12 protein-coding genes are annotated in these 12,950 nt (G+C 71.5%); 7 read left to right on the top strand and 5 right to left on the bottom strand.

Features of this window, described 5'->3' with window-relative positions:
• Positions 1–72 precede the first annotated feature (72 nt).
• A complete protein-coding gene (locus ACZ7GX_RS07835; protein ID WP_053717171.1) occupies positions 73–372 on the bottom strand; it encodes a DUF4193 domain-containing protein in 300 nt (99 codons plus the stop codon).
• 430 nt (positions 373–802) lie between these two features.
• Between ACZ7GX_RS07835 and cei the strand changes: the two genes are divergently transcribed.
• Positions 803–1,525, top strand: a complete 723-nt coding sequence (cei, locus tag ACZ7GX_RS07830) for an envelope integrity protein Cei (RefSeq protein WP_498774043.1) — start codon at positions 803–805, stop codon at positions 1,523–1,525.
• A gap of 66 nt (positions 1,526–1,591) precedes the next feature.
• Here cei and ACZ7GX_RS07825 read toward each other — a convergent pair whose 3' ends face one another.
• On the bottom strand, positions 1,592–2,392 hold the full coding sequence (locus tag ACZ7GX_RS07825; RefSeq protein ID WP_498774041.1) for an inositol monophosphatase family protein: 801 nt from the start codon (positions 2,390–2,392) through the stop codon (positions 1,592–1,594).
• 95 nt (positions 2,393–2,487) lie between these two features.
• Here ACZ7GX_RS07825 and ppgK point away from each other — a divergent pair, with 95 nt between their 5' ends.
• From ppgK to ACZ7GX_RS07795, 6 genes are all read left to right on the top strand, one after another.
• Positions 2,488–3,249, top strand: coding sequence for a polyphosphate--glucose phosphotransferase (gene ppgK / locus ACZ7GX_RS07820; protein ID WP_498774039.1), 762 nt, complete (start codon positions 2,488–2,490; stop codon positions 3,247–3,249).
• 170 nt (positions 3,250–3,419) lie between these two features.
• Positions 3,420–4,748 carry an RNA polymerase sigma factor gene (locus ACZ7GX_RS07815; RefSeq protein WP_211363475.1) on the top strand — a complete coding sequence of 443 codons (1,329 nt, stop codon included), beginning with the start codon at positions 3,420–3,422 and terminating at the stop codon, positions 4,746–4,748.
• A 178-nt stretch (positions 4,749–4,926) separates the two neighbouring features.
• Positions 4,927–6,420, top strand: a complete 1,494-nt coding sequence (locus ACZ7GX_RS07810) for a vanadium-dependent haloperoxidase (protein ID WP_498774037.1) — start codon at positions 4,927–4,929, stop codon at positions 6,418–6,420.
• A gap of 415 nt (positions 6,421–6,835) precedes the next feature.
• Entirely contained in the window at positions 6,836–7,015 is a 180-nt protein-coding gene (locus tag ACZ7GX_RS07805; protein WP_015800348.1) for a DUF7455 domain-containing protein, read from the top strand.
• Positions 7,016–7,162: 147 nt separating this feature from the next.
• Positions 7,163–7,519: an RIP homotypic interaction motif-containing protein gene (locus ACZ7GX_RS07800; RefSeq protein ID WP_498774035.1), complete on the top strand. Its 357-nt coding sequence runs from the start codon at positions 7,163–7,165 to the stop codon at positions 7,517–7,519.
• Between the two features lie 7 nt (positions 7,520–7,526).
• Entirely contained in the window at positions 7,527–9,575 is a 2,049-nt protein-coding gene (locus tag ACZ7GX_RS07795; RefSeq protein WP_498774033.1) for a tetratricopeptide repeat protein, read from the top strand.
• Here the strand turns inward: ACZ7GX_RS07795 and ACZ7GX_RS07790 are convergent.
• The 3 genes from ACZ7GX_RS07790 to ACZ7GX_RS07780 are packed head-to-tail and all read right to left on the bottom strand — an operon-like array spanning position 9,468 to position 12,902.
• On the bottom strand, positions 9,468–10,640 hold the full coding sequence (locus ACZ7GX_RS07790) for an ROK family protein (protein ID WP_498774031.1): 1,173 nt from the start codon (positions 10,638–10,640) through the stop codon (positions 9,468–9,470). The genes ACZ7GX_RS07795 and ACZ7GX_RS07790 overlap by 108 nt on opposite strands.
• Position 10,641: 1 nt before the next feature.
• A complete protein-coding gene (locus tag ACZ7GX_RS07785; protein ID WP_498774029.1) occupies positions 10,642–12,072 on the bottom strand; it encodes a sugar ABC transporter permease in 1,431 nt (476 codons plus the stop codon).
• Between the two features lie 56 nt (positions 12,073–12,128).
• Positions 12,129–12,902, bottom strand: coding sequence for an ATP-binding cassette domain-containing protein (locus tag ACZ7GX_RS07780; RefSeq protein ID WP_360460122.1), 774 nt, complete (start codon positions 12,900–12,902; stop codon positions 12,129–12,131).
• Between the last annotated feature and the right edge of the window lie 48 nt (positions 12,903–12,950).

The following is a 12,950-nucleotide window of genomic DNA, read 5'->3' as shown; positions in this document are numbered from 1 at the left end:
CGCCGTGCCGGTCGATCCGGCGGTGGTGCTGGTCGTGCGGTGTCGTGCGGGTTCGTGCCCGGTGGACGTGCCTCAGGCGCAGTCGCGGCAGATGTACTGGCCGTTGACTTCCTCGGCCAGCCTGCTGCGGTGGTGCACCAGGAAGCACTTCGAGCACGTGAACTCGTCCGCCTGCTTCGGCAGGACCTTGAACGTGAGCTCCTCACCGGACAGGTCGGCGCCCGGCAGCTCGAAGTTCTCGGCGGTCGCGTCCTCGTCGATGTCGACGACCCCGGACTGCGTTTCATTGCGCCGCGCCTTCAGCTCCTCGAGGGAGTCCTCAGCGAGTTCGTCCGCCTCGCTGCGACGCGGTGCGTCGTAGTCGGTCGCCATACTTCTTTCACCCCTGCGGTCAACGGAGACTGTTCGTGTCGCTGGTTAACGCACCAGCGCCCCTATTTGTGCCCTCCGTCCCCAGTGACGGAGGTCTCGCTCGTGCGGCCGGGCGCCAACCCCCTGTTCGTCGACGCTTTCCGGTGTCCGGCGGTGCGCGGAGCGCCGAGAGGGTAGCTCATTGATCGGGCGGTCGCGCAGCGGGTTCCCCCTAATTGAGCAGACGGGTGACAGGCCCTTCCCACGCTGGCCAGATAGGCTTGGACGGGCACCACCCACCCGGTCCTCCCGTGCTCCGCCGCCAGACCAGGGCGTTGACCGTCCGCGACCGGGTGATCGCACCCCGCCACAACCCCGCCCGAGACGCGGGGCGGTGAGGAGCGGCATAGCCTGATCACTGTCAACACTGCGCCAGGGGAGGTCGACGGACGTGGGACGACCCGGTACGGGGAGCAGCGGGTCGTCGCGGTACCGGAAGCGGCGACCGTTGCCGGCGCTCGTCCTGTTCCTGGTTCTCGCCGTGACCGCCGTCGTGGTGTGGAACCGCGTGCTGACGGACGCGGGCGACGTGGACGCGGCGATCAAGTGCAACCCGCCCGGCGGGGTGCCGGCGCCGTCGTCGGGCGCGCCCGTCGCGCCGGCGGCCGAGCCGGTGCCCGCGTTGGGGACGGTGCTGGCGCACGACGCCCTGGACCGGACCGACCCGGTGCCGGTCGGCAGCGTGCAGTTCCGCGTGTTCAACGCGAGCACGCAGCGCAACCAGGCGCGGTTCGTGGCGACGACGTTGGCCGAGCTGGGCATGAAGCAGGCGGCCGAGCCGGGCAACGACCCGGTGTACCCGGCGCAGGACATGGACTGCCGCGGCCAGATCCGGTTCGGCGCGCCCGGCGCGGGCGCGGCGCGGACGTTGAGCCTGGTCGAGCCCTGCCTCGAGCTGGTGCGCGACGAGCGCCAGGACGCGACGGTGGACGTGGCGATCGGGCAGAAGTTCAGCGAGGTGAAGCCGAACAGCGACGCCCGCAAGGTGCTCGACCAGCTCGCGGAGTGGGCGATGCAGCAGCCGGAGCAGCAGGGCGGCCAGGCCGCCGAGGGCTCCACCCCGCTCTCGTTGAACGCCGACAACCTCAAGGGCGCCCGCGACATCACCTGCTGACCACGCCACCCCGCGCGTGTCGAACGCTCAGCGCCCGCGGGACGCGGAGGTTCGACACGCGGGTGGTCAGACCTTGCCGAAGCCGCACTCCACGAGAGCGGTGAAGAGGGCGTCGGCGATGCCCGGCGCGGCGGCGAAGGTGGCGTCCGCGCCCAGCTCCGGGGCCTCACCCGCCAGGTGGACGACCGCGCCCGCCTCACGGGCCACCAGCGCGCCCGCCGCCCAGTCCCACCGGCCGAGGCCGTGCTCGGCGTAGGCGTCCAGCCGGCCCGCCGCCACGGCGCACAGGTCCAACGACGCCGCACCGGCCCGCCGCATGTCCCGCACCCTGGTCGCCAGGCCCGCCCACGCGTCCGCCTGCCGCTGCCGCCGCTCCGCCCGGTAGGCGAAGCCGTAACCCAGAAGGGACAGGTCCAATCGGGTGGCGTCGGAGACCCGGAGCCGCCGACCGTCCAACCAGGCCCCGCCGCCCCGCGCCGCCGTCCACACCCGACCGCCGACGGGTTCCACCACCGCACCGGCCACGGACTCGCCGTCGACCTGCGCGGCGATCGACACGGCGTACTGGGGGATGCCGTAGAGGTAGTTCACGGTGCCGTCGATCGGGTCCACGACCCAGGTCAGGCCCTCCAGGGCGGCGCTGCCACCCTCCTCCTCCCCGATCACGGGCTCACCCGGCCGCAACTCGGCGAGCCGCTGCCGGACGAGCTGCTCGGCCGCGCGGTCGGCCGCGGTCACCACGTCGGTGGCGCTGCTCTTGGTGTCGACATCGGTCACGGCGGCATCGCGCGTGGTCACGACCAGCTCGCCCGCCTCGCGGGCCACGAGCACGGCGACATCGACCAATGAGCGCGGATCGAAACGCAACTGTTCCTCCTGCGTCACTCTCACGGGACTATCGGAGACCTGCAGGCTAATGTCTGCGGCCACGGTTACTGAATCGAGTAGGAAGGGCCACGGGGATGGGCATGACCCGCGGGTTCGGCGTGGACATCGGCGGTTCCGGCATCAAGGGCGGGCTCGTGGACCTCGAAGCGGGGGCGCTGGACGGTGAGCGCCTGCGCATCACCACGCCCCAGCCGTCGACCCCGGACGCGGTCGCCGACGTCGTCGCCGAGATCGTCGAGAAGTTCAACTGGGACGGTCCCGTCGGCGTCACCCTGCCGTGCGTGGTGAAGCACGGTGTCGCGCACTCCGCCGCGAACGTCGACAAGGGGTGGATCGGCACGGACGCCGCGGCGCTGTTCGCCGAGCGGCTCGGCCGGCCGACCGACCAGGTCGTCGTCCTCAACGACGCCGACGCGGCCGGCATCGCCGAGATGCGGTTCGGTTCCGGTGTCGACCGGGACGGCCTGGTGGTCCTGCTGACGTTCGGCACGGGCATCGGCAGCGCCCTGTTCCTGGACGGCAAGCTCGTGCCCAACACCGAGTTCGGCCACCTCGAGGTCGACGGCCACGACGCGGAGAAGCGCGCCGCGGCCTCGGTGAAGGAGGACAAGGGCCTGACGTGGGCCGAGTGGACGCCCCGCGTGTCCCGGTACATCAACGTGCTGGAGGACCTGATCTGGCCGGACCTGGTCATCGCGGGCGGCGGTGTCAGCAAGAAGGCGGAGAAGTGGCTCCCGCTGCTCGACGTGCGCACCGAGGTGGTGGCCGCCGCGCTGAAGAACGACGCGGGCATCGTGGGCGCCGCCGTGGCCGCCGCGCAAGGTCTCCGGCACTGATTTGCGCGGCGTTCCACCTGCGAGAACGCGTGCCGGACCACCTCGGATGACGCCGGGGGGCAACGGCACGCGATTCTCGTCGTTACAATGGAACGGTGCCCCGCTGACGAACGATCCGGCGGGGGATCCCCCGTACTCAGGCGACCGAGGTTCGCGCCCTTCGGTCGGCCTTGATCGACAGTCGCGAAAGGGCGTACGTGGCAGCCGCGAAGACGACTCAGGCAGCTAAGGCTGACGCCGAGGAGACGCCCAAGGCCACCTCGGCGAGGAAGGCCCCGGCGAAGAAGCCGGCGGCGAAGACCGCCGCGGCGGGGAAGACGGCCACGCGGGCGCCGCGCAAGACGGCCGCCAAGGCCGCCGCTGCCGCGCCTGGCAAGGTGAAGAAGGACGGCGAGGAGCCCGAGGACCTCGAAGGCGCTCCAGACGCCGAAGACCTGGTCGACGACGTCGAGTTGATCGACGAGCCGGTCGAGGAGGAGCCCGCCGAGGAGGAGGCCAAGCCCGGCGAGGGCGACTTCGTCTGGGACGAGGAGGAGTCGGAGGCCCTGCGGCAGGCCCGCAAGGACGCCGAGCTCACCGCCTCGGCCGACTCGGTCCGCGCCTACCTCAAGCAGATCGGCAAGGTCGCCCTGCTCAACGCGGAGGAGGAGGTCGAGCTCGCCAAGCGCATCGAGGCCGGCCTCTACGCCGCCGAGCGGGTGCGCCGCGCCGAGGACGAGCAGGAGAAGCTGACCCCCCAGATGCGCCGCGACCTGCGGTGGATCGTGCGGGACGGCGAGCGGGCCAAGAACCACCTGCTGGAGGCGAACCTCCGGCTCGTGGTCTCGCTGGCCAAGCGCTACACCGGTCGTGGCATGGCGTTCCTGGACCTGATCCAGGAGGGCAACCTCGGCCTGATCCGCGCGGTGGAGAAGTTCGACTACACCAAGGGCTACAAGTTCTCCACGTACGCGACGTGGTGGATCCGCCAGGCGATCACCCGCGCGATGGCCGACCAGGCCCGCACCATCCGCATCCCGGTGCACATGGTCGAGGTCATCAACAAGCTGGGTCGCATCCAGCGCGAACTGCTCCAGGACCTGGGCCGCGAGCCCACCCCGGAGGAGCTCGCCAAGGAAATGGACATCACCCCGGAGAAGGTGCTGGAGATCCAGCAGTACGCCCGGGAGCCCATCTCGCTCGACCAGACGATCGGCGACGAGGGCGACAGCCAGCTCGGTGACTTCATCGAGGACTCCGAGGCCGTGGTGGCGGTGGACGCGGTGTCGTTCACGCTGCTGCAGGACCAGCTGCAGTCGGTGCTGGCGACGTTGTCCGAGCGCGAGGCGGGTGTGGTGCGGCTGCGGTTCGGCCTCACCGACGGCCAGCCGCGCACGCTGGACGAGATCGGCCAGGTCTACGGCGTGACGCGCGAGCGGATCCGGCAGATCGAGTCGAAGACGATGTCGAAGCTGCGCCACCCGTCGCGGTCGCAGGTGTTGCGCGACTACCTGGACTAGTACCCGGGCTGAAGATCACGCAGAGCCAGGGCCCCTCGACCGTTCGGTCGAGGGGCCCTGGTTTTTGTGCGCTTCTTCACCCGAATGGCCGCTGCCGTCGATCACTCTCCGTGGTGTCCTGGGTGTGGCGCGGCCGCCGGGGGGCGGCACGGGGCGCGCCGAAGCAGGGGGAATTCGCATGAGTGAACGTCGCACTGAAGCACGCCTTTCGCGCCTGGCCTCGGCCGAGGCGTTGGACCGGCAGCCGTGGCCGGAGCACGTCAACAACGGCGAGGAGGGCGACTACCCGCACGTCGCCAACTACAGCAAGGGCCTGCCGCACGACGAGGCGGGCGAGGTGCGCCCGGAGGCGTACAACACGCTGCTCAGGGCCCTGTCCACGGGTCGGACGGAGGACTTCGAGCGCATCCCGCTGGGCCGGGGCGTCAAGCTCACCAACCCGCAGGCCGGCCTGGCGTTCGACCTGGAGGGCCCGGACCCGCAGTCGCTGGCCCTGCCGCCCGCGCCGCGCATCGACAGCGCGCGCAACTCGGCCGAGGCGGTCGAGCTGTACTGGATGGCGCTGACCAGGGACGTCCCGTTCGGCGAGTACGACCGGCACCCCTTGATCGCGCAGGCGGCCGACGAGCTGTCGCGGTTGAGCGACTACCGGGCGCCGAAGGTCGACGGCCGCGTCACGCCCGCCACGATCTTCCGCGGCGGCACGCGCGGTGACCTGCGGGGACCGTTCCTGTCGCAGTTCCTGCTGCGCGACATCCAGTACGGCACGCTGCGCGTCCAGCAGCTGCACGACACCGTGCGGCCGAACCGCGACTTCCTGACCGACTTCGACGCGTGGCGCGCGGTGCAGGAGGGCGCGACCACCAAGCCGATCAAGCGGGACCACGTCAACCGCCGGTACCTGCGCAACGGCCGTGACGTGGCCAACTACGTGCACTTCGACGCGTTGTACGAGGCCTACCTCAACGCGGCGCTGATCCTGCTGGACCTGGGCGCGCCGGTCGACGCGGGCAACCCGTACCGGCACTCGGCCAACCAGGTCGGCTTCGGCACCTACGGCGCGCCGCACCTGTTGTCGCTGGTGACCGAGGTGGCGACGCGGGCGTTGAAGGCGATGTGGTTCCAGAAGTGGTACGTGCACCGCAGGCTGCGGCCGGAGGCGTTCGGCGGCCGGGTCCACGCGCACCTGTCCGGGATGCGCGACTACGCCATGATCGACCGCGAGGTGCTGGACTCGGAGGCGGTCAAGCTCTCCTACGAGAAGCACGGCTCGTACCTGCTGCCGCAGGCGTTCCCGGAGGGCTCGCCGACGCACCCGTCCTACGGCTCGGGTCACGCGACCGTCGCCGGCGCGTGCGTCACGGTGCTGAAGGCGTGGTTCGACGAGTCGTGGGTGCTGCCCGACCCCGTCGTGGCCAACGCCGACGGCACCGCCCTCGTGCCCTTCACCGGTGGCGAGGCGCTCACCGTGGGCGGCGAGCTGGACAAGGTGGCGGCGAACATCGCGACCGCCCGGAACATGGCCGGCGTGCACTGGCGGACCGACTTCACCGAGGCCGTGCTCCTGGGCGAGGCGGTCGGCATCGGGATCCTGCGGGACCACGTCCGGGTCAACCACGAGGACGCGTCGTTCGGCCTGACCCGGTTCGACGGGCGGCGCCTGACCATCTGAACGGTCGGTGAAGCGGCCCGTGAACCGGACGGATCATGTCCGGATCGTGGAACGCGAGGCCGTGTTCGCTCTGGGCTGACCAAAGTGTTACCCGTCACAGCGCCGCCGGCCGCGAACCGCCCTTCTGGAGCATCAAGGGTGCGTCGAACGCCGTATTCGCAGGTCGGAAATCCGTTGCCACGACAGCGGAACGTGAGCACGGGCGGATCGAACCGGTGGAACCGACAGGTTCCGACCACCCGGGCGCCGGGTAAATGAGGAGTGACGCGGGTCGCCACGGTCAGGGGAACACTGACTTCCGCCCGAACGTCTGCAAGAGTGAAGGCAGCGAACACGGCGCACCCGCCAGATGCGAAGTGGTCGCAGCTAGGTGTGAGGGCACCGATCCCCGGTGCCGGGACGGAGGGAGATTTCCATGACTACGACGCTCACCCGCCCCGCGTTGACCGCTGCCGACCGCTGCGACCGCTGCGGGGCTGCTGCCCAGGTTCGCGCCGTGCTCCCCTCCGGGGGCGAGTTGCTGTTCTGCGGGCACCACGCCCGTGAGCACAGCACCAAGCTGCGTGAGCTCGCTGCCGAGTTGCAGCAGGGCTGAACACCACGGGTCCCAGGCACGGGACCCGTAGCACCCTAGCCGTCCGGGGCGGGGATCCGAGAGGATCCCCGCCCCCCTCATTTCGGCGGACGCGCTCGCCGTGGTCTCGCCGATACTGGTGGTGACGGACGCGGGCGGGAGTGGTGCGTGGTGATCGAGTCGGTCGACCTGGTGGTGGCGGCGCTGGCCGCCGGTGCGGTGGCGGGCGTGACGGACACGGCCTCGACCGCCGTGAAAGACGCGTACCAGGGCCTGAAGTCGCTGACACGGCGCGCGTTGCGCCGCGGTGGGGTGACGGAGGTGCCGACCGATCCGGAGGAGTTGACGGCCGCTCTGACGGCCGCGGACGCCGGGTCCGACGTCGAGCTGGTCGCCGCCGCACGCGAGGTGTTGGCGCTGGCGGACCCCGACGCCGCGGCCAAGTACCGCATCGACGTGCACGACAACCAGGGCGTGCAGGTCGGCGACGGCAACACGATGACGCTGAACTTCGGCCGCGAGTAGCTCCGCCGTGCAGGTCCACGACAACGTCGGCGTGCAGGTCGGTGACGGGAACACCCAGCACCTCCACCTGCCGCCGGCAGCGCCGGTGACGTGGCCCGTGCGGGTCGGCGTGCTGCCGCCGGTCGCGGACCGGTACCAGCACCGGGAAGCCGAGTCCCGGTTGGCCGGGACGTCCGCGGTGCTGTCCGGTTTGGGCGGTGTGGGCAAGTCCCAGGTGGCCGCACGCCACGCGCACGCGGTGTGGCGGGACGAGTCGGTGGACCTGGTGGTGTGGATCGCCGCCGTGACGCGGGTCGCCGTGATCAGCGCCTACGCGGACGCGGCCGGCCGGGTCCGGCTCGATCCCGGTGGCACGCCCGAGGACGCGGCGGCCGCCTTCCAGACGTGGCTCAGCTCGACGGGCCGGCGGTGGCTGGTCGTCCTCGACGACGTCCAGGACCCCGCCGACCTCAAGGGCTTGTGGCCGCCGAACACCCCGACCGGCCAGGTCGTCGTGACGACCCGGCGCCGTGACGCCGCGCTGTCCCACGACGACCGCCGGTTGGTCGAGGTGGGCGTGTTCACCGAGGCCGAGTCACTGGCCTACCTGACCGCGAAGCTCCCCGGCCACGACCAGCTCGCGGCCCTGGCGGACGACCTGGGCCACCTGCCGCTGGCCTTGGCGCAGGCGGCGGCGTTCATCGCGGACAAGCCGCTGCTCACCGTCGCCGACTACCGCAAACGCTTGGCCGACCGCCGTTCCCTGGCCCAGGTGCTGCCGGAGGAGGGCGAACTGCCCGACGAGCACCGGGCCACGGTCGCGGCGACCTGGTCGTTGTCGATCGAACGCGCCGACGCGCTGCGCCCGGCAGGGCTCGCGCGGCCACTGCTGGAGATCGTCAGCCTGCTCGACCCGGCAGGCACCCCGGTCGCCGTGCTCACGGCCGGCAACGTCCTGGCGCACCTGGCCGCCGGCGCCGACGACGTCCACGACGCTCTCGGCTGCCTGCACCGGCTGAGCCTCATCACGCTCGACAGCAGCACGATCCAGGCGCACGCCCTGCTCCAGCGCGCGGTCCGCGACACCGTCGAGCCGGCACGCCTCACTCCCCTGGCCCACCTCGCCGCGGACGCGCTCCTGCTGACCTGGCCGGGGTACGAGGCGAACAGCGCGCTGGCCGGCACGTTGCGGTCCGCCGCGGCAGCCCTCCACACCAACACCACACCGGCGCTCTGGCAGCCCACGGGCCACGCGATCCTGTTCCACTCGGGCAGGTCCTTGGGCGAGGCGGGCCTGCACACCGACGCCATCGACTACTTCCGCGAGCTGCGACGACAGGCTGAGCACCACCTCGGGCCCGACCACGGGGACGGCTTGGCCGCGCGCAACGAGATCGCCACCTGGACCGGCCGGGCGGGGCGGCACGACGAGGCCGTCGCCGAGGACGAGCGGTTGGTGGCCGACACGACCCGGATCCTGGGTCCCGACGACGTGAACACCCTCGCCGCGCGCAGCAACCACGCGCACTGGCTCGCCCGGAGCGGCGATCACGCTGGGGCGATCGCCGAGCTCGAACGGATCCTCGCCCACCGGATCGAGGTCTTGGGCCCCGACCACCAGCACACCCTCGGCACCCGGCACAACCTGGCCGGGTGGCGGGCCGCGGCGGGCGACCAAGCGGGGGCGATCGCCGAGTTCGAACGGGTGGTGGCCGACCACGTCCGCGCGCTCGGGCCGGACCACCCGCAGACCCTCACCGCCCGCTACAACCTGGCCGCGTGGCGCGGGATGGCGGGCGAGCACCCCGACACCCTCATGACCCGGTTCAACCTCGCGCTCGCCCGCTTGAAGTCCGGGGACCTCGCGACCGCGGTGGCCGAGACGCGGGAACTGCTCGCCGACCACGTCAGGGTGCTCGGGCCCGACCACCCCGAGACGGTGATCATCCGACGAGCGGTCCGGGAGTGGTCAGACCTCGCCCAGGACGGGCTCGAAGGCGAGCTCGGCGGCGCCGACGAGCTTGGCGTCACGGCCGAGGGGCGACGAGACGATCCTGGTGCCGCCGACCGCGCGTGACACCAACGACCGCTGCTGCACGGTGCGCCGCAGCTGGTCCACCAACGACTCCGGCAGCGCGGTGAACAAGTCGCCCAGCACCACCAGTTCCGGCCCGAGCATGTTGACCACCGTGATCAACCCCATGGCCAGCCACTCGGTGAACTCGCCCAACCGGTGCGCGACGCTGTCCGGCGAGCCGGCCAGCGACCGCAGCTCCGCCACCACCGTGCCGCGCGGCGCGTCCTCCGGCAGGGACAGGGCACGGCACAGCGCCGCCTCGCCGACCTCGGTCTCCCAGCAGCCCTGGCAGCCGCAGTAGCACCGACGGCCGCCGGGGCGCACGACCATGTGCCCCAGTTCGCCGACGTACCCGCCGGTGCCGCGCAGCGGCTGGCCGCTGGAGATCACGCCGCCGCCGATGCCGACGTCGGCGGAGATGTAGACCACGTCCGACGAACCGCGGGCCGCGCCGCGCACGTGCTCGGCCAAGGCGCCCAGCTCGGCGTCGTTGCCGACCTGGACGGGGACCTTGAGCACCGACGACAGCCGCTCGCCCAGCGCCACGTCGGTCCAGTGCAGGTTCGGCGCCTCGTGCACGAGGCCGTCGGCGCGGCGCACCACACCGGGCACCGAGACGCCGACGCCGACCGCCCGCACGTCGAGCTCGTCGGCCAGGAGCTTGGCCGAGTCGGCGATGTGCGTGATCACCTCGCCGGGGTCGCGGGACCGGTGGTGCAGGTTCCACGAGTCCCGGCCGAGGATGTCGCCGCCGAGGCCGACCATGGCCATCGCCACCTGCTCGACGCGGACGTCGATGGCCATCACCACGGCCGCGTGCGGCTGCGGCAGCACGAGCAGTGACGGCCGGCCGGCGCCGGAGCGCTGCGCCGGCACGCGTTCGGCCACCACGCCGGACTCGGCCAGGCCGTCCACCAGGGCTTTGATCGTGCTGCGGTTGAGGCCCAGCTCAGCCGCCAGCGACGCCCTGGTGGAGGGCCCGTCCACGTGCAGTCGGCGCAGCAGCGCCGTTCGGTTGTGCCTGCGGACCTCGTCGGGTCGGGCTCCCGCGGTCGGTGTGCTCACGTCAGCGGACGGCGGACGCCGCCCGGCGGCGGGACAGCGCGTCGACGCTCGCGGCCAGGAGCAGCACCAGGCCGGTCACGATGAACACCACGGCGGCGGGCTGGTCGAGCAGGCCCATGCCGTTCTGGATGATCGCGAGCACCGCGCCACCGATGACCGCGTCGCGCAGCTTGCCCTTGCCGCCGAACAGCGACGTGCCGCCGATCACGGCCGCGCCGACCGCCATCAGCAGCGTGTTGCCGCCACCGGCGTTCGGGTCGACCGAGCCGACCTTCGAGGAGTAGACGATCGCGCCGATGGCCGCCATCGAGGAGGCGATCACGAACACGCTCATCCGGATCTGCGCCACGTTGATGCCGGCGCGGCGGGCCGCTTCCTGGTTGCCGCCGACGGCGTAGACGTGCCGGCCGTAGCGGGTGCGTTCGAGCACGAACGTGCCGATGACCAGCAGCACGAGCACGATCGGCACCACGAACGGCACGCCGGTGATCACCACGAGGTCGCTCTTGGAGCGGTTGAGCGTCAGCGCGTAGGTGGCCACCGCGCCCAGCACGAGGACCGCGCCGACCTTGACCAGCACGATCGGGGTGGGCGACGCGACCAGGCCGCGGCGCAACCTGCTGAAGTGGCGGCCGAGCACGACCGCACCGTAGCCGCCCGCAGCGAGGACGAACAGCGCCCACGAGCCCGCCGTGCTCAGGTTGCCGTTGGCGACGTTGAAGATGATGTCGTCGCGCAGGCCGAGCGTGCCGCCCTCGCCGATGAACTGGAGGATGACGCCGCCCCAGGCCAGGAACAGCGCCAGGGTCACCACGAACGACGGGATGCCGACGCGGGCGACGAGGAAGCCGGTGATGCAGCCGATGGCGGCGCCGACGCAGACGGCCAGCAGCATCTCGACCCACGGGTTGGCGGGCACGCCGATCAGGGCGACGGCCAGTGCCACCACCGACAGGGCGACGCCCGCCCAGATGCGCATGATCCCGGCCAGCACGGCGGCCAGCGCCAGCAGGCCGCAGAAGAGGTAGAAGACGGTGTCGCCCATGCCCCCGAGCAGGTTGCCGCCGTGGATCAGGTGCAGCGCCATCACCGAGGCGGTGACGCCGGACGCGGTGCCCGCGGACAGGTCGATCTCGCCCAGGAGCAGGACGAACACCAGGCCCATGGCGATGATCACGACGCTCGCGCCCTGCGCGAGGAGGTTGGCGATGTTGCCCAGGGTGAGGAAGGTGTCCGCGAGGGAGCTGAACACGATCAGCAGCACGACCACGCCGAGCAGCGCGGGCAGGGAGCCGAGTTCGCCGCCGCGCAGCCGGGCCGCGTAGTCGCGCACCGCCTCGCCGGTGGACTGGGACGTGGTGTCGATGCCGAAGTCGGAGATCGCCGCGCCCTGGGGCGCGTCCGGTGCGGTCTCGCTCGTGGTGTTGGACATGCTGCGTTCCTCGTCGTGGGGAGCTTTGCTGTGCCGGTGTCGATCCGAGGCAGGCATCAGATGGTCGCGGTTTCGGGGCGGGCGATGCCCAGGTCCCCGGAGCGGCCGGCGGTGATCAGCTCGACCACCTGGCCGTGGGTGACGTCCTTGGTGTTGACCTCGGCCGCCATCCGGCCCAGGTACAGGCACGCGATGCGGTCCGCGACCTCGAACACGTCGTTCATGTTGTGGCTGATCAGCACGACACCCAGGCCCTGCTCGGCCAGCCGGCGCACCAGGTCGAGGACCTGGCGGGTCTGCGCGACGCCCAGCGCCGCGGTCGGCTCGTCCAGCAGCACGACCTTGCTGTTCCACAGCACGGCCTTGGCGATGGCCACGGTCTGCCGCTGGCCGCCGGACAGCGACGCGACCTGCGTGCGCACCGACTTGACCGTGCGCACCGACAGCGAGGTCAGCGTCTTGCGGGCGGCCTGCTCCATGTCGGCCTCGTCGAGCATGCCCAGCTTGCCGCGTTCCCGGCCGAGGAACATGTTCTGCACGATGTCGAGGTTGTCGCACAGCGCGAGGTCCTGGTAGACGACCTCGATGCCCAGGTGCGCGGCGTCACGCGGGCCGTGGATGTGCACTTCCTCGCCGTCGAACAGGACCTGACCGGAGTCGGTCGGGTGGATGCCCGCGATGCACTTGACCAACGTCGACTTGCCCGCGCCGTTGTCGCCGACGAGGGCGGTCACCTGGCCCGGGTGCACGTCGAAGTCGATGTCGTGCAGGACGTGCACGGGACCGAAGCTCTTGTTGATGCCGCGCAGCTCGAGGATCGGCTCGCTCACTGGAATTCCTCCGTCTAACCCGTCTGAAGGGGTCCAACCCGTTCTCGG

The organism is Actinosynnema sp. NPDC037264 (genome assembly GCF_055603705.1).
This window is presented reverse-complemented; position numbering and strand designations above follow the sequence as displayed.